Source organism: Campylobacter sp. CNRCH_2015_0814 (genome assembly GCF_025772765.1).
Taxonomy (GTDB): Bacteria; Campylobacterota; Campylobacteria; order Campylobacterales; family Campylobacteraceae; genus Campylobacter_D.
This window is the reverse complement of record NZ_JAKMSR010000002.1, coordinates 72726-90366: the sequence shown is the minus strand read 5'-3', so window position 1 is coordinate 90366 and position 17641 is coordinate 72726. Positions and strand designations below refer to the sequence as shown.

Genomic DNA, 17641 nt, shown 5'->3' with positions numbered 1-17641 from the left:
TTATAAGATTATACCATAAACTTTAGTCTTAGTCAATCAACTTTTATAAGTTTTAAAACTAAAGGTTTTATTTACAATTGCGTAAAAATAAAATTTTATACTTGTGTAAATTGATTTTACAAAGGATAATACATGAAAAAAACTATGGTTCTTTCTTTGGCATTAGCAACTAGTCTTTTTAGTGCTAGTATTGATTTTAAACAAGCAGATGATAATGTAAAAAGATCTTTACCAACTGATAATCAAAATACTATACTCTCTTATCATGATTCTATACAAAAAGCTAAAAATTCAGTTGTGAATATCTCAACTTCTAAAACCGTTCAAAGTAATTCCTTTGGGATTGATGATTTTTTCAATGATCCTTATTTTAAACAATTTTTTGGTTTTGATTTTCCACAAGCTCCAAAAAGTAAAAAAAATAAAAAAGAAGTAGTAAGTTCGCTTGGATCTGGTGTAATTATTTCAAGCGATGGTTATATTATAACAAATAATCATGTTATAGAAGATGCTGAAAAAATTACTGTAAATTTACCTGATTCTAGCACTGAATATAAAGCTAAATTAATCGGAGCTGATCCTAAAACAGATTTAGCAGTGATAAAAATAGAAGCAAAAAACTTACCCGCAGTAGTTTTTGCTGATTCAGATAAATTATTAGAAGGTGATGTAGTATTTGCTCTAGGTAATCCCTTTGGTGTTGGAAGTAGTGTTACAAGTGGAATTATCTCAGCTTTAAATAAAAATAATATAGGTTTAAATCAATACGAAAATTTCATTCAAACGGATGCTTCAATTAATCCTGGAAATTCAGGTGGGGCTTTAGTAGATAGTAGAGGGGCTTTAGTCGGGATAAACTCAGCCATACTTTCAAGAAGTGGAGGAAATAATGGTATAGGCTTTGCAATCCCTTCTAATATGGCAAAATCTATTGCACAAAAACTTATCGAGCATGGAAAAATAGAAAGAGGATATTTAGGTGTAGTTATAGGAGCTTTAACTCAAGATATTAAAAAAGCTTATACTAATCAAGAAGGAGCTTTAATAACAGAAGTTCAAAAAGACTCAGCAGCTTATAATGCAGGGCTAAAAAGAGGTGATTTGATTATAAAAGTAGATAAAACTGTGATTAAAAGCCCTATGGATTTAAAAAATTATATAGGAAGTATTGATCCAAAACAAGCTATAGAGGTAACTTATGAAAGAGATAATAAAGTTAAAATAGTTAAATTTATGCTAAAAACAGATGAAAAATCGCTACAATATGAAAAAGGTTATATTGATGGTTTAAAATTAGTAGAGCTTGATTCTAAAAATAAACAGCAATACCGCATACCTGAAAATATTAGTGGTATTTTAATCACTGAAGTTACTCCAAAATCAAAAGCAGAAAAAATAGGCTTTGAGCAAGGTGATATTATTATAGGTATTGATCAATATGAAGTTTCAAATTTTAAAGAATTATCTAAGGCTTTAGAATTAAATAAAGGCAAAGAATATGTTAAAATTTGGATTAATAGAGGCGGTATGGTTAGAGCTTTACTTTTTTAAGAAAGGAAAAAAATGACAAATATTTTAATGATAGAAGATGATTTAGAATTAGCAGAGATTATAGCTGAATATTTAGAGCAATTTGATATGAAAGTAGATATTGCTCATGAACCTTATATAGGTCTTTCAAGACTTGCTTTAAATCCTTATGATTTAATCATTTTAGATTTAAGCTTACCTGGACTTGATGGACTTGAAGTATGCGAGGAAATTCGTAAAAAATATGATACACCCATTATCATTTCAAGTGCAAGACATGATATTAGCGATAAGGTTGCAGCTCTTGATTTGGGTGCAGATGATTATTTACCAAAACCATATAATCCTCAAGAGCTTCAAGCAAGGATTAAAAGTCATTTAAGAAGAATTTCAAATACAAAAACTGCTCAAGCTCAAGTTAAAAAAGATCTTGTATATGATAAATATAAACATACTATCACTATGAAAGATCAAGAAATTAGCTTTACCAATGCTGAATTTGATATTTTGAGTTATTTAATTAAAAAAGAAGGTGGAGTGGTGAGTCGTGAAGAACTTGTGTATAATTGTAGCTCTATTAGTGAAGATTCTAGTAATAAAAGTATAGATGTAATCATTAGCAGAATCAGACAAAAAATCGGAGATGATCCTAAAACTCCAAAATACATTCATTCAATCAGAGGTATAGGGTATAAATTAACTCAATGAATAAATCATCAATTTTTTATACCATAACCTTTGTTTTTTTGCTTGCTAGCGTTAGTGTGATTTTGGCATTTTTATGGCTTATAAAATATGATCAGCAAAATTACACTAATGAGCTTAATGCGAAATATTCTTTTATAGCTAATGCAAGATTATTGTATTTTAACCATGTAATTAGCGAAAAAGAATTTTATGAGCAAACAAAAAATTACAAAATGATAGAACTAACAACCCCATCTTCTATAAGAAAAATCATCTACAAAGCTGAAACCATAGCACGCGCTCAAACTAGCACAGGTGTAGTTGAAATCATTACTTTAGAAGATAATGTATATTTAAAAATCATTTTTGATGGTAAGCTTTATTTGTACAAAGATTTAGAATATCAAGGTTATCGTTATTTTGTGATTAAGCTTATTGCTAGTATAGTGGTAATGGTTTTATTGATTTTATATATTTTTATCATTAGAAAATTAAAACCACTTAGAGCTTTAAAAAGACAAATAGATAAATTTGGCGAAAATAAACTCAATGAAATTCAAAATGTCAGTAAAGGCAATGATGAAATTTCTCAAGTAGCAACAGCCTTTTATGAGTCTATTTTGAGAATTCAAAAACTAAACACTTCAAGGCAATTTTTCTTAAGAAATATTATGCATGAGTTAAAAACACCTATTACTAAAGGTTTAATTACTTTAGAAATGCTTGAAGATAGCAAATATAAAGAAAGATTAGTGGGTGCTTTTAATCGTTTGGAAATTTTGATTAATGAATTTGCAGCCATTGAACAAATTACTTCAGGTGCTGGTTTGATTAATTTAAAAAAATACAATATCTTAGATCTTTTAGATGAAGCTAAAGATATAGCTATGAGTGATGATGAAAAGGTAAAAATTAGTATCAAAGAAAGTTTTAGCGTCAATGTGGATTTTAAACTTTTTACTACTGCGATGAAAAATATGATAGATAATGCAACAAAATACTCTGATGAAAATTGCGTTACTATAGAAATAACTAAAGATTATCTTTGCTTTAAAAACAAAGGAAAAGCCTTAGATAAAGACTTGAAATACTACACTCAAGCCTTTACGCAAGGAAAGAAAAACAAAGATAGTTTTGGACTTGGATTATATATTGTTAAGACTATTTTAGATTCTCATAAACTTACGCTTTATTATGAATATAAAGATGGTATCAATCATTTTTATTTTAATGATATACAAAATATAATTTTAAACTAGGAAGCTCATGCCCTTATCGCGTTTAAATGAAGAACAATACAAAGCTGCTAGTGCTCCTTTTGGACACAATCTTATCATAGCAAGCGCAGGCACAGGTAAAACTTCAACTATAGTTGCAAGAATAGCCTTTTTACTTCAAAATAATATAAAGCCTGAAAAAATTATGCTTTTAACCTTTACAAACAAAGCTAGTAAAGAAATGATAGAAAGACTTGGCAGGTATTTTGATAAAAGTATTACTTCAAAAATCACAGCAGGAACTTTTCATAGCACTGCTTATTCCCTACTTAAAGAGTTAAATCATGATATTATTTTAAAACCTGCTAGTGAGCTTAAAATTCTTTTACGTTCCATTTTTGAAAAACGCACTTTTCATCATTTAAGCGACACTAAACCTTATATGCCAAGTTATTTGTATGATGTGTATTCTTTATTTCAAAATACTAATGCAAATTTAGATGAATTTTATAATTGGTTTTGTCAAAATTATGATGAACAAGCTGTTTATGCTGAAATTTATGAAGATATTTTAAAAGAATACGAAGAAGAAAAAGCACGTTTTAATTATGTGGATTTTAATGATTTATTGATCAAATTAAAACATGTTTTAGCTTCACATCATTTTGAATTTGATGAGATTTTAGTAGATGAGTACCAAGATACTAATACTTTACAAGGTTCATTAATTGATGCTTTTAAAAGTAAAAGTTTATTTTGTGTGGGGGATTATGACCAAAGTATTTATGCTTTTAATGGAGCTGATATTTCTATTATAGGAAGTTTTAAAGATAGATTTATCGATGCAAATATTTTTACTTTAAATAAAAACTATCGTTCTAGTAAAAATATACTTGCACTAGCTAATAAAGTGATTTTAAACAATGAAAGATTATATCCTAAAGAATTGATTGTAACTAGAGAAGGAGATTTTAAAGCACCAAGTTTGCTAACTTTCAATGAATTATTTGATCAATACTCTACCATAGCAAAAATAATCTTACAAAGTGGAGTTAATCTTGATGAAATCGCTGTTATTTTTAGAAACAATTCTAGCGCAGATGGAGTAGAAGTTGCCTTAAGAGAACTTGGTATAGCAAGCAAAAGAAAAGGTGGGGGAAGTTTTTTTGAAAGCTTGGAAGTTAAAAACTTTTGCTCTATGCTTGCAATCGTGCTTAATCCAAAAGATATCATGGCTTTTATACACTTACTTGAATATACCAAAGGAGTTGGTGGGGTTTTAGCAAAAGATATTTTTGATGCTTTATTAAAGCTGGGACATTCTAGTTTGATTAAAGGTTTTTTAAATCCTGATAGTAATGTGAGTTTAAAAAAATACAAAAAACAAAGTTACCAACTAGGACTTTTTGATGATATTGAGGAGCTAGCCTCACCTTCAAGGTTTAACTTAGAAAGTGAATTTAACACCCACCCTATTTTAAGTCTACCTAAAATCAACGAGTTTTGTGCGAAAAATCTTGAAAAAATTTATCTTTTTATTAAAAAAGCAAGTGAATGTAAGGTTTCAACCCAGCTTGTAAATTTGATCTTAGAAAATGATTATTTTAAAGAAATTTGTGATATTTTAGCAACCAAAAGAGCGACTAATAAAAACTCCAATGTTGATTTAAATAAAAAAAATGAAATTTTAGAAAAAATCAATGCGAAAATATTTGTATTAAAAGAACTTGCTAAAAATTATAGTGATAATTATAAATATTATAATTTTCTTACTCTTGGTGCTAGTGAAATGAGTAGCGGTAGTGGTGTTAATCTTTTAAGCATACATGCTAGTAAGGGGCTTGAGTTTGAGCTTGTATTTGTAATTGATCTTGCACAAGGAAGATTTCCTAATCAAAAACTCATGAGCATGGGTGGAAGTTTGGAAGAAGAAAGAAGGCTTTTTTATGTAGCAGTAACTAGAGCTAAGGATACTTTATACTTAAGCTATGCAAAATATGACAAGATTAAAAAAAGCAATTATCAACCTTCATGTTTTCTAATCGAAGCAGGTATGTGCAAAGAAGAACAAAAATAAGACTTTATTAATCTTTTTATATTATGATTAATAAAAATCATTCAAGGAGAAAAAATGAATAGTGTATTATTCAAAGGAAATAAAGTAAATCTAAAAGGAAACAACATCCAAGTTGGCGATATGGCTCCAAATATCACCTTAAAAGCTAAAGATCTTTCAGGTGTTGAAATTGCTCCAAAAGGCAAAACTCAAATTATTATCAGCGTGCCAAGCCTTGATACTCCAGTATGTGCAACTGAAGCTAGAGAATTTAATAAAAAAGCAGCAGCAAGTGGTGTAGAAGTAATCGTAGTTAGCATGGACTTACCATTTGCTATGGGTCGTTTTTGCTCAACTGAAGGTATAGATAATTTAACTGTTGCAAGTGATTTTGTTTCTAAAGAATTTGGTGAAAAATATGGTGTTTTAATGGCTGATGGTCCACTTGAGGGAATTTTAGCTAGAGCAGTGTTTGTAGTTAAAGATGGTGTGGTTGCTTATAAAGAATTAGTAAATGAAGTAACAGAACTTCCAAATATGCAAGCTTTAGAAAGCTTCTTTGGTCAAAGTTGTGGATGTGGTGGTTGTGGTTGCCACTAAAATTTAAAAGCCTTTTATAGGCTTTTAAAATTTAAAAACATGGAAAATTTTCTTTCTCGTTTTGAAATAGAAAAACAAGATCTCAAACTTATACAAGAGCACTTACAAATAATAAACATCGAAAAAGACTTTAAGGTCAATGATAAATGTTTAGGATTTATAAAAATTTTAAAAGGTGAGCTTAGAGCTTTTATTTTAACCCCAAATGCAAAAGAAATAACACTTTTTCACCTTAAAGAAAATGACGAATGTGTTATTTGCTCTGAGTGTAATATGGATGGCATATCTTATGATGTTTTTATACAAAGTACTCAAAATACAAGTATAGCCATCATCCCCTCATCAATTTTTCAAATTTTAAAAGAAAAATATCCAAAAATTAATAATTATGTTTTAAGTTTAATCACCAAGCGTTTTAATACCTTAATCAAAGTTTTAGAACAAGCTTTATTTATGCCTTTATCTTCTAGAATTTGTGATTTTTTGAAAGAAAATGCTAGCAACAATACTTTAAAAATTACCCATGAAGCTTTAGCTAATCACTTAGGAAGCGCCAGAGAAGCCGTTTCAAGAATTTTAAAAGAATTAGAAAAAGAAGGTAAAATCAAACTTGAAAGATCTAAAATAATACTAATTTCTTTGTAACTTTATCACAGAAATACTTTTAAAATTTATTTATAATATCAACAAAAAGGAGAAATTATGAGTAAATTAGAAAGAGTGCTAAGAATAGCTTTAGCCATAGTGGCGTTTTCTTTGGGAGTTTATTTTTCAACTTGGTGGGGATTATTGGGTTTAATTCCTTTATTAACAGGTATTTTTGCTGTTTGTCCCATAAGAGTGCTTAGTGGAAAACAAGCTTGTCCACTTGGGGTTTGCCCTATTTCTAAAAAGAAAAATTAGGAATAATTTGCTAGTTTTTCTAGCTTTGGTGTAATGACAAATCTACAATAAGCTTGGCTGGGATTATTTTTAAAATATTTTTGATGATAATCCTCAGCCTTATAAAATTTTTCTAATTTTAAAACTTGTGTAACTATAGCTTTAGCATAATATTTTTGTGCTTTTTGTAAAAAATCACTAATGATTTTTAACTCCTCATTAGTTTGATAAAAAATAACTGATCTATATTGTATCCCCTCATCAGCACTTTGTTTATCTAAGCTTGTTGGATCATGCATTTTGAGAAAAATTTCTAAGATTTTTTCTAATGAAATTTGTTTTTCATCATAAATTATCTTAGCTACTTCTATATTTCCATCGCCATTTATCACGCTTTCATAATTTGGATTTGGCTTACCACCGCTATAACCTACTTCTGTATAAACTACACCTTTAATTTCATCAAACACAGCTTGAGTACACCAAAAACAACCCGCACCTAAAATGATTTCTTTATTTGTCATTGTTTTCTAAATCCTCGTTTTCTTTTAAAACAAGTTGCATAAGATAAAGTTCTTCTCCATCTATGATTTTTAAATCTTTATCTTCGCATTTTGGGCACCAAAAGATATTATTTTCAAGCACTCCACTAAAATGGCATTTTTGACACTCAACTACTACTTCTTGAATATGCATAATAAATTTAGCATTTTTACATAAGGGACTATTTTCTTTAAAAGTTTCAAAGCTTCTTTGTAAAAGTGGAGGCTCAACCCCACTTAAGCGCCCTATTTTAACATGCACTTCTTCAATAATTTTTCCTTGAGCATATTCTTCGCAAAGCTCTAGTAATGATTCTGTAATACTTAACTCATGCATTAGCAAATTCTTGGCAAAAGTTCGCCTTTTGGAGCCTCTAAAATGCGTTTTGCTCCATAAGCATTTTCTAAAACCACTCTTGCTTTTTCATTAGCTGTGATTTCACCTATAATGGCTGCATTAGCATTAAATTGTTTTAAAATTTCTAATGCTTTTTGCTCATCTTTTTTATCTACACAAATAATAAAAGTTCCTTCATTTGCAAGCTCATAAGGCTCATATCCAAAAAGCTCACAAACCCCTAAAACTTCATCACAAACTGGAATTTTTTCTTCATATATTAAAAGCTCTAAATTGCTTAATTTAGCCCATTCATTTAAAACCGCACTAAGTCCACCACGCGTAGCATCACGCATTGCTTTTATAGAAATATCTGTATTTAAAAGTGCTAAAACTTCATCTTTTAAGCTTTTACAATCACTTTGGATATTTGCCTCTAAATTATTTCTTTCAATCAAAACCGCACAACCATGAGCTCCAATATCCCTTGAAACTAAGATACTACAACCACTTTTTAAGTCTTTGGTATTGATTTTTTGTATATTTTTACCTATGCATGAAGTATTAATATATATTTCATCACCTTTATTTTTAGGAACAACTTTAGTATCCCCGCAAACTAGTTTTACTCCTGCTTTATCACATTCTTCTTTTATAGATTTTAGTATAATTTTTAATTTTTCTAGCTCAAAACCCTCTTCTAAAATCAAAGCTAGTGATAAATATAGCGGTTTTGCTCCCACCATTAATACATCATTTACGCTACCGCAAACTGCTAATTTTCCTATATTTATATCTTTTAAAAAGATAGGATTTAGTACAAAAGAATCGGTGCTAAAAGCCAGATCATCTAAAATAGCAGCATCATTTGCTTCTTTTAAAACATCATTTTCAAAAATAGAAAAAATTTCATTTATCAAAGCATTCATTTCTTCGCCACCACCACCGTGGGCTAGAGTAATTTGTTTCATTTTATGCCTTATCTTGATAGTATTTATAATAAGCCGCACAAGCTCCTTCACTAGAAACCATACAACTACCTATAGGATTTTTTGGAGTGCAAGCTTTTGCAAACACCTTACAATCATAAGGCTTAGCTAAACCTCTTAAAATTTGACCACAAATACAAGCTTTACTCTCATCTTTACTTTGCACTTTACAATCAAACACTTTACTAGCATCTAAGTGCGCAAATTCATCTTTTAAACAAAGCCCACCATTTACAATCACTCCAAGACCTCTAAATTCAAAATCACAAGGTTTAAAGTATTTTTCTACTAAAGCCTTAGCTTTTAAATTTCCTTCTTTACTAACTACTCTGTGATATTCATTATAAACTTCAAAAGTATTTGCATTCATTTGCTCTACTATATTTAACACACTAAGCATTATATCAACCGGTTCAAATCCACTTACTGCTATAGGTGTTTGGTATTTTTTAGCAATAGGTTCATAAATGTTTGATCCTGTGATGACACTTACATGAGAAGGTCCTAAAAAGGCATCAATTTTTACATTTTTATCTTGCATGATAGCTTCTACTGCGGGTGGAACCAAAACATGATTGATATGAAAAAATAAATTTTTTAAATTTAAGGCTATACTTTTTTCTATAATCACCCCACTCATAGGTGTAGTTGTCTCAAAACCTATGGTAAAAAAGATTATGTTTTTCTCAGGGTTTTTTAAAGCTATATCTATCACATCCAAAGGTGTATAAAGCGCTCTAACATCAGCTCCTTTAGCTCTAAGATCAATTAAGCTTTCATAGCTTCCTGGCACTTTAAGCATATCGCCTAATACACAAAAGATAGTATTTGGCATACTTGCAAGCTTTAAAGCCACATCAATACGCTCTCTTGGCATAACACACACAGGACAACCTGGGCCGTGAACAAAATTAATTTCTTTGGGTAATAAATCAGGCAAACCAAATTTCATAATACTATGCGTATGTCCACCACAAATTTCCATGATATTAATAGGCTTAGTAATTTTAGAAGCAATAAGTTCTTTTAGGGTTAAAATTCTTTCTTTATCTCTAAAATCATTAATTAAATCCATTTTTTAGCCCCATATCGCCTTCATTTTCATCAATTTGTCCATTTTGCATTTTCTCTGCTATATCAGTATAAATTTTTAAACTCTCTTGTGCAGCTTGAGTGTCGATTTTTTCCATAGCAAAACCCACATGTATAAGCACATAATCGCCTACTTTTAAAGGTTCGCTTATCAAGTCTAAACTCACTCTTCTTTTAACCCCTAAAGTTTCTACTATGGCTGAATTTAGCTCATTAATTTCTAAAATTTTAGAAGGTATAGAAAGACACATTAGTTAAGCTCCTTTTTCATTTTTAGATAATTTATCCAAAGATCAAACCCTGTTTTTGTTTTGCTATCTAAAATCATAATATCTATTTTAGGATTTAGTCTTTTAGCAGCCATAGAAGCTGCTTTGAAATCAAAGTCAAAATGCTGAGCTAAATCGGCTTTAGTAATGACTAATAAATCAGCCTTTCTAAACATCACTGGATATTTTTCTACCTTATCGCTACCTTCTGTTACTGAAAGTAAAACCACATTTAAATGCTCGCCCAAATCATAACTTGCAGGACATACTAAATTTCCTACATTTTCAACAAATACTATATCAAGTTCGCTAAGTTTAAAATGATGTAAAGCTTCATGCACCATAAAAGCATCTAAATGACAAGTTTGTCCTGTGGTGATTTGATGAGCTAAGCCTCCTGCTTTGATAATGCGATTTGCATCATTATTAGTTTCTAAATCCCCTTCAACCACGGCTATTTTTAAATCATCTTTTAAAGTTTTTATAGTTTCTTCTAAAAGTGTTGTTTTACCGCTTCCTGGAGAACTCATTAGATTAATACAAAGAGTATTATACTCATTAAAATGCTCTCTATTATGAGCTGCTTGATGATCATTTTTTGATAAAATTTTACTAATAACATTAATAGTTTTTTCATCTTTTAAAGCTGGATTTTCATGATGGTGATCATGATGATGTTCATGTCCATTAATAGAACAGCCACAATCTTTACACATAATCTTTCCTTTATATTTTTATTTTATTGTATATAAAAAAGTATTAAAAAAATATGAGTTTTATTAAGTTTTTAAAGATAAATAATGCACAAGCTGCCCAAGCGCAATAGAGCTATCATTGCAAGGAAATTGTAAAGAAGTTTTATAAGTGAATTTTTTTCGATCTAAAATTTCAAGTAAGGTTTTATTTTGAAATACCCCACCACACAAAAGCACTTCTTCTTTAAAATCTTTTGAATATTCTATAATTAAATTTGCAATGCCATTAAGCAAACCTGTGCTAATTTTAACCTTATCTTTATCTTCTAAAGCTTGTAAAAAAGCATTTTTAAAGCAAATTTCTTTTTCTTGGATATCAAATTTGTAACTATAATCAAGATTTTTATCATAATATTTTTCCATCAAAAGTCCAATTTGTGCTTCATAATCAAGCTTTTGTATATCAAAAGCAAAAGCACCAAAAGCATCGATGATCCTACCAAGAGAACTCGTATATAAAGAGCTTTGAGTGTAAATTTTTTTAAGATTATTTAATTTTACTTGAGAAAATTTAGCTAAAAACTCGCTAGCTTTGTTTTCTAAATTAAAATCAAAAATCAAAGCTAAAGCTAAATTTGCAATGTTTTTAATATCTGCATTAATGAGTTTGAAATTTTTAAAATGATTTAACCTTTCATAGTTTTTTAAATTCGCTCTAAAAATCTCACCACCCCAAATTTTTCCATCATCTCCATAACCTGTTCCATCAAAAACAAAGGCTAAAACATCATTTTTGTAAATTTTGTGTTCAAATAAACAAGCACACAAATGTGCATAGTGATGTTGCACGCGAAAATTTTTATAATCTTTAAATTCTTTTACATAGTTAAATTGTGGGTGTTTATCGCTTAAAATATGGTCAAAATTTAGTTTATAAGAGTTTTGAAAGAAAGTTAAAATTTTAAAAAATCTCTCTTGTATGTCTAAACTTTTCATATCGCCTATATAAGGAGAAATAAAAATTTGATTTTTAAAAAAACAAGCAAATTCGTTTTTTAACTCACTTCCTAGAGCTAGAATATTTTCTTTTGTATTAAAAATATCTGCTGTATTGATATAAAGTGGATTAAGGCCTCTTGAAGTCCTTAAAAACATAATTTTTTCGCTAATAACTTGAGCAATACTATCATCGCTTGAGTTGTGTATTGTTCTATCATAATCAAGATAAAAATCAAATACATCACTAAGTTGCTCTAAAAGTTTTGTTTCTTCATAAATAATGCTTTGTGAACTTAAATTAGCACTTGTTGCAATGATAGGTTTTTTAAAATGTTCAAAAAGCATTAAATGTGTTCCCATATAAGCTAACATAATACCTATTTTATTGGTATCTGATGCTAAGCTTTTATGGATATTTTTGCTATTTAAAATAACTATGGGTTTTAAATTTGAAGTTAAAAGTTTTGCTTCAGCTTCATTAATAAAAGCTAATTCTTGAGCCATTTTAAGATCTTTTACCATAATAGCAAAAGGCTTTTTAGGGCGATTTTTGCGTATTCTAAGTTCATTTATAGCATTTTCATTTGTACTATCACAAATTAAATGAAACCCACCCATACCTTTAAAAGCTATGATTTTACCTTCTTCTAAAAGCTTTGCAAGCAAGATAAAAGCTTTTTCATCTTTGGCTAAAATATTTTGATTTTTATCTTTTAAAAAAATAGTAATTTTACATTTTGGACATGAGAGTGGTTGGGCATGAAAGCGACGATTAACAGGATCTTCATACTCGCTTTGACAAAAAGAACACATTTTAAACTCATCCATAGTCGTATTAACTCTATCATATGGAAGTTTTTTTATAATAGAAAATCTTGGCCCACAATTTGTACAAGTGATGAAAGGATATTTAAAACGCGGATTTTTCTCATCATAAAATTCATTATAACAATCCTCACAAAGAGCAAAATCACTTAAAATCGGGCTAAATTTTTCACTATCTTGTGAAGTACTTATACTAAATTCACTATAAGTTTTTTGAAGTTTTTTATAAGAAAAATTAAAATCATCTATCCTAGCTAAAGGCGGTAAATTAGCAAAAAGTTTTTCTTTAAAAATTTCTAATTCATCATTACTACACTCAAGGATTATAACAACACCTAAGCTATTATTATAAACTTCACCTTTTAAATTAAGCTCTTTGGCTATATTAAAAACAAAAGGACGAAAGCCAACGCCTTGCACTAGCCCTTTAATATGAATTTCATATCCAAAGTGGGACATCACTTAACTTAAAAAATGGTATGTGTTTAAATACATTTTTACTAAGGCTTTTATGTTCAAACAAGCTCCCACTAAGCACGGCACAATCAACTTGTTCTTTAGCTTTTAAATCATCAAATAAATCTCTTAAAAAATACGCCAAACTCTCAACAACACCTAAGGCTATGATTTGATTTTCTACTCCAGCAAGCTTAAAACTCATCACGCTTCTTAAGGTCTTAGTGTAATCAAATTCTTTTTGCTCATTATGCTTAAAATCTATCCTAACACCTTTTGCCATTTTACTCTCATCTGCTAAAGCTAAAAGCGCTAATGCTGCTTTTTTCTCGTCTTCACCAAGCTCTAAAATCATCCCTACCATGCCAAAAAGATTAAAAAAATTATTAGCCATATTAAGTTCTTTTCGTACAAGAATAAATTCTTTTTCATAATTAGCTAGCAATCTCTTAGCAACATCATCTTGACTTATAGTTTCATAAAACTCATCAAAGCTTTTTGGCAAGCAAAGTTTTAAAAGATTGATTTCTTTATCGAGTAAAATAATATCATCATATTTTTTACTAAGTTCTAAAAGCAAAGGCTTTTTGTCTTTAAAATCAGACAATATACAAGAAATTCTTGCAAAATTTTTATCTTCTTTTTGAAAAATCAAATTTTTAAACTCAGGTAAAATATAATCATAACCCCTGCAAACTACTAGCTCATTTTCGATTAAAGCCACTTCAAAATCATCTTCAAAATGTTCTAACTTTTTAAAATTTAAAAACTTAATTCCCTCTTTTTCAAGCTCAAAACATAAGGCAAACAAGAAAAGATTATCATATATTTTTATTTTAAAATACTCATGATTTAATTGATGATTTTGCCTAAAAATAGCATTAAATTTAAGCTTTATTAGAGGCTTTTCAACCCCTGCTAAGATTTTAAACTGCTCGTTATTGCAGGAAAAAAATGCATTGATATGTTTTGGATCACTTGGCATTAAAAAATCATCTAATGCTTCATTAAAAATTTCAAAAGCATATACTCCTTTTGAGCTTTTAAAATATATTTTTTCTTTGTTTTTTAATTTTTCCAAGGCTTTTTTTAAATTATCGCAGAAATTTTCTTTAGTGATTTTTATAAAATCCTCTTCTATCTTAAACTCTTCTTCTACAAAAACATCCCATTCATTTTCTACAAGCTCGCCATTAGTATAAGCATTTGCATTGAGTCTTGTTAAAAAACTTCTTTTGGTGAAGGTTTTTTCTTTTTTTATAGGTGTAAAATCTTCTTCTATAACTTTTAAGTCAAATTTGTTTAAAAAAACACTATGGCTGATATTTTCTAAATTAGAACAAAAGGCTTGAATTTCATCTTTTTCACCTTTAACTTTAATGATGATTTTTTCATCTTTTTGCTCATAATTATACACATAATCTTTAGCATAATAAGCTAACAAATACTCAAAAATATCGTTTTTAGATTTATAATCAAAAGTAATTTCTAAAAGCAAGTTAAAAACCTTAAAATTAAATTTTTAAAGTATAAATATAACAATTTTAATTCTAAGGAAAGCTTAAACAAGCTATCTAAAATATAGATAGCTTGCTATTTTAGTAGTTAAATTCAGAACCAATAGCGATTTTTTGAATTTCTTTTTTGTTTTCAAGTTTTAAAAGTGGAGCATTTTTATCCATACCTAAAACTTTTGCTTTTTTGCCATCAAGTAATAATGCAACACCTTCAGGCAAAGCATAAACAACTACTTTAGGATTAACAATCAAAAACTCTTCAAGTCTTTCTTCGCGGCTTTCACCATTGTGTCCTACTGGTTTGCCTGAGATAAAATGTGGGTTGATTTGATGAGGGAAGATATTAAAAGTATTGAATGATTTTGGTTCAACTATAGGCATATCATTAGTTGTCATCATAGTTGCTCCTGCTACATTTGAGCCTGCTGACCAGCCAACATAAGGTATACCCTCGCTTACTCTTTTTGCAATGAGTTCTACTAGGTTATTATTGTAAAGTTGATTTACAAGTTCAAAAGTATTTCCACCCCCTACAAAAATCGCATCAGCACTTTTAACAATATCAACAGCATTACCTCTATGCACACTAATTATTTGAAGTCCTAAACTCTCTAAAGCTTTAGCAACTTGTGCTTCATATTGCTCATAAGTTTTTCTAACACCTGCATAAGGTATAAATGCTACTTTTTTGCCTTTTAAATTATTTTTTTCAACAAATTCTTTAAGCCAAGGTAAAGCATGGTTTAAATACCCAGTGTCTTTATAGCCTGAACTTGAGAGCAATAAAGCTTTTTGCTTATCTTTTGGAAAATTAACTAAATCGTTTGACTTTGCATTTAATGCAACCCCGCTAAAAAGCATAGCAGCTAAACCAAGAGCACCTACTTTTAACAAATTTCTTCTTTTCATTGTTTTTCCTTTAAAAGATATTTAAAAACAATTTATTTTAATAAATGATTTTTTAAATTAAAATAAATTTTTGTTAAAAAATAAGACTTTTTAGAAAAATTTCCCTTGCTTTATAATCAGGCATTAATTTATGTAAAAAATCATAAAATTCTTTTTGATGATGTGGGTAGATTAAATGTGTAAGTTCATGCAAAATCACATATTCTATAGCTTTTATAGGTTTTTGCATGAGTTTTAAATTTAAGTTTATATATGCTTTTTGATGATTGCAAGAACCCCATCTTGAAATCATTTCTTTAATACAAATTCTTTGTACCTTTCTCTTGTGGATAAATTGCCATTTTTTTATAAAATACTCAAAAATCACCCTAGCACTACGCCTTAAAAAAAGATCTAAGGCTTTTTGATTTTTTGCAAAGATTTTATCTTTTTTTATGAGAACTTTTTTATGATTTTCATTAAAAACTAGCTTGTATTTTTTACCTAAAAAACACAACTCATCACTTGCTAAAACTACTCTTTTTAAAGAAAGTTCTTTTTCTTTGGCTCTAATCCAACTTTCATTTTTTTCTAAAAATCTTAAAACATCTCTTTGCTCATAATATAGCGGTATGCTAAGTTTGAAATTTAAATCCCTATCTACCCTAAGTCTTAAGTATTTAAGTTTTTTCTTTTCAAAAGCAAAACGAAATTCTTTAAATTCTAAAATTCCTTTTATACTAGTGCTTTGCCTTGCCATTTTTTACTTTTCCATCTATATGAATTTACAATACCGCGCAAAAACTCATCTGCACAAAAACCTATCCAAACTCCTAAAATTCCAAGTCCAGCATAAAAACAAAGCACGTAGCCAACCGGTAAAGAAACCCCAAGCATAAATACCACTCCACTTAAAAACGGAAACCTCGCATCACCACTTGCTCTTAGTGAATTTACCATGACTATATTAAAAGTTCTTGAGATTTCTAAGAATATTGAAAGAGTAAAAAGTGGTATCATAAGCTCTTTTAAACTTTCTTCAAGCTTTACTACACCCATGGTAAAATCTTGCAAAACATAATTAAGTAAAGCTACAAAAGCACTTGCAACCACGCTAAAATACAAAGCTATCCAAGTATGTTTATAAGCTACATTTAAGTATTTTGCGCCAACTAATTTACCTATGATAATCTCATTTGCCACACTTATAGCTTGCCCTACTAACATAATAAGTAAAGAAATTTGAAAATAAATCGTTTGAACACTTAAGTTTTCTTTACCTAAACTTGCTACAAAAGCAAAAGCTATGGTGTATTGTATAAACCATATTAAATTTTCACCAGCAGCAAACCCACCGATATTTAAAATCTTTTTAAGTACAGCTTTTTCAAGGCTTATCATCTCTTTAATTTTAAGATGAATTTTGAGCTTAAAACTAAGTATTGCTATAAGCATACTAAAGGCTACCAAACGCCCAAGTATATTACTAAGCCCTACTCCAAAAAGCTCTAATTTGGTAAAGTGTAACACATAAAAATTTCCTATAAATATCACAATATTCATCAATAAGGTTGTAAACATAACCCAATAAGCCATATTATACACCCTAATAATAGCGGCCAAAACTATACCCATAGCATCAAAAAACAAACAAATTCCAAGCATATGCAAGTAAATTTCACTGTCTTTTAAAAGTTCATTTGGAATTTGTAAAAGGTAAAGTAAAAACTCTCCATGCCATAAAATCAAACTTCCACACACAAGTCCGATTAAGCCATTTAAAAATAAACTTTGATGGATTACTTTTCTAGCTAAAGTATAATTTTTAGCTCCTAAAGCTTGAGCAATCACCACACTACAACCCACACTTAAAAAACTAAAAATAATAATAAATAAATCTGCTACTTGATTACCCGCACCCATAGCCCCAACTAAAAAATTAGAATACTGCGAAACCATAACGGTATTAATAATCAATGAAAAATATCTTAAAAACATTTCAAGTAGTATAGGCATACTAAGATGCTTGAGTGAAAGTTGTTTGCTTGCCATGAATACTC

General features: G+C 29.1%; 18 protein-coding genes. 7 read left to right on the top strand and 11 right to left on the bottom strand.

The annotated features are described in order from the left end of the window. The first annotated feature begins 132 nt into the window (after positions 1 to 132). Genes L8X24_RS01535 through L8X24_RS01505 form a run of 7 tightly spaced genes read left to right on the top strand, consistent with a single transcriptional unit; the run spans position 133 to position 6993 of the window. Positions 133 to 1551: a DegQ family serine endoprotease gene (locus tag L8X24_RS01535; protein ID WP_263663302.1), complete on the top strand. Its 1419-nt coding sequence runs from the start codon at positions 133 to 135 to the stop codon at positions 1549 to 1551. A gap of 12 nt (positions 1552 to 1563) precedes the next feature. Continuing rightward, the gene (locus L8X24_RS01530; RefSeq protein ID WP_039626094.1) at positions 1564 to 2238 is read left to right on the top strand and encodes a response regulator transcription factor; all 675 of its coding nucleotides are present in this window, start codon (positions 1564 to 1566) and stop codon (positions 2236 to 2238) included. Further along, entirely contained in the window at positions 2235 to 3476 is a 1242-nt protein-coding gene (locus L8X24_RS01525) for an ArsS family sensor histidine kinase (protein WP_087700579.1), read from the top strand. The genes L8X24_RS01530 and L8X24_RS01525 overlap by 4 nt, the downstream gene beginning before the upstream one ends. A gap of 7 nt (positions 3477 to 3483) precedes the next feature. Beyond that, complete coding sequence (locus tag L8X24_RS01520; RefSeq protein WP_263663301.1) at positions 3484 to 5511, top strand: ATP-dependent helicase; 2028 nt, start codon at positions 3484 to 3486, stop codon at positions 5509 to 5511. Positions 5512 to 5565: 54 nt separating this feature from the next. Next, a complete protein-coding gene (gene tpx / locus L8X24_RS01515) occupies positions 5566 to 6090 on the top strand; it encodes a thiol peroxidase (RefSeq protein WP_012661493.1) in 525 nt (174 codons plus the stop codon). Between the two features lie 39 nt (positions 6091 to 6129). Continuing rightward, positions 6130 to 6735, top strand: coding sequence for a Crp/Fnr family transcriptional regulator (locus L8X24_RS01510; protein WP_263663300.1), 606 nt, complete (start codon positions 6130 to 6132; stop codon positions 6733 to 6735). Between the two features lie 57 nt (positions 6736 to 6792). Further along, on the top strand, positions 6793 to 6993 hold the full coding sequence (locus tag L8X24_RS01505; RefSeq protein WP_012661495.1) for a DUF2892 domain-containing protein: 201 nt from the start codon (positions 6793 to 6795) through the stop codon (positions 6991 to 6993). On the opposite strand, the gene msrA is transcribed toward L8X24_RS01505, so the two are convergent. From msrA to L8X24_RS01450, 11 genes are all read right to left on the bottom strand, one after another. Next, positions 6990 to 7496 (bottom strand): peptide-methionine (S)-S-oxide reductase MsrA, encoded by a 507-nt coding sequence (gene msrA / locus L8X24_RS01500; protein ID WP_263663299.1) that lies wholly within the window; start codon positions 7494 to 7496, stop codon positions 6990 to 6992. The two genes, L8X24_RS01505 and msrA, sit on opposite strands and share 4 nt — an antisense overlap. Then, a complete protein-coding gene (locus tag L8X24_RS01495) occupies positions 7486 to 7851 on the bottom strand; it encodes a hydrogenase maturation nickel metallochaperone HypA (RefSeq protein ID WP_039641489.1) in 366 nt (121 codons plus the stop codon). Before L8X24_RS01495 ends, msrA begins: the two co-directional genes overlap by 11 nt. Further along, on the bottom strand, positions 7851 to 8822 hold the full coding sequence (hypE, locus tag L8X24_RS01490; protein ID WP_263663298.1) for a hydrogenase expression/formation protein HypE: 972 nt from the start codon (positions 8820 to 8822) through the stop codon (positions 7851 to 7853). The genes L8X24_RS01495 and hypE overlap by 1 nt, the downstream gene beginning before the upstream one ends. Before the next feature lies 1 nt (position 8823). Then, positions 8824 to 9915: a hydrogenase formation protein HypD gene (hypD, locus tag L8X24_RS01485; RefSeq protein ID WP_263663297.1), complete on the bottom strand. Its 1092-nt coding sequence runs from the start codon at positions 9913 to 9915 to the stop codon at positions 8824 to 8826. After that, positions 9902 to 10183: a HypC/HybG/HupF family hydrogenase formation chaperone gene (locus L8X24_RS01480; RefSeq protein WP_257935574.1), complete on the bottom strand. Its 282-nt coding sequence runs from the start codon at positions 10181 to 10183 to the stop codon at positions 9902 to 9904. Before L8X24_RS01480 ends, hypD begins: the two co-directional genes overlap by 14 nt. Beyond that, complete coding sequence (gene hypB, locus L8X24_RS01475) at positions 10183 to 10917, bottom strand: hydrogenase nickel incorporation protein HypB (RefSeq protein WP_039628341.1); 735 nt, start codon at positions 10915 to 10917, stop codon at positions 10183 to 10185. The genes L8X24_RS01480 and hypB overlap by 1 nt, the downstream gene beginning before the upstream one ends. A 63-nt stretch (positions 10918 to 10980) precedes the next feature. Continuing rightward, positions 10981 to 13179, bottom strand: coding sequence for a carbamoyltransferase HypF (gene hypF / locus L8X24_RS01470; protein ID WP_263663296.1), 2199 nt, complete (start codon positions 13177 to 13179; stop codon positions 10981 to 10983). After that, positions 13160 to 14674, bottom strand: a complete 1515-nt coding sequence (locus tag L8X24_RS01465) for a hypothetical protein (protein WP_263663295.1) — start codon at positions 14672 to 14674, stop codon at positions 13160 to 13162. Before L8X24_RS01465 ends, hypF begins: the two co-directional genes overlap by 20 nt. A gap of 100 nt (positions 14675 to 14774) precedes the next feature. Continuing rightward, positions 14775 to 15602: a dipeptidase PepE gene (gene pepE / locus L8X24_RS01460; protein ID WP_263663294.1), complete on the bottom strand. Its 828-nt coding sequence runs from the start codon at positions 15600 to 15602 to the stop codon at positions 14775 to 14777. A gap of 73 nt (positions 15603 to 15675) precedes the next feature. Continuing rightward, complete coding sequence (locus L8X24_RS01455; RefSeq protein ID WP_263663293.1) at positions 15676 to 16341, bottom strand: M48 family metallopeptidase; 666 nt, start codon at positions 16339 to 16341, stop codon at positions 15676 to 15678. Continuing rightward, on the bottom strand, positions 16317 to 17633 hold the full coding sequence (locus L8X24_RS01450) for an MATE family efflux transporter (protein WP_263663292.1): 1317 nt from the start codon (positions 17631 to 17633) through the stop codon (positions 16317 to 16319). The genes L8X24_RS01455 and L8X24_RS01450 overlap by 25 nt, the downstream gene beginning before the upstream one ends. Positions 17634 to 17641: the final 8 nt, after the last annotated feature.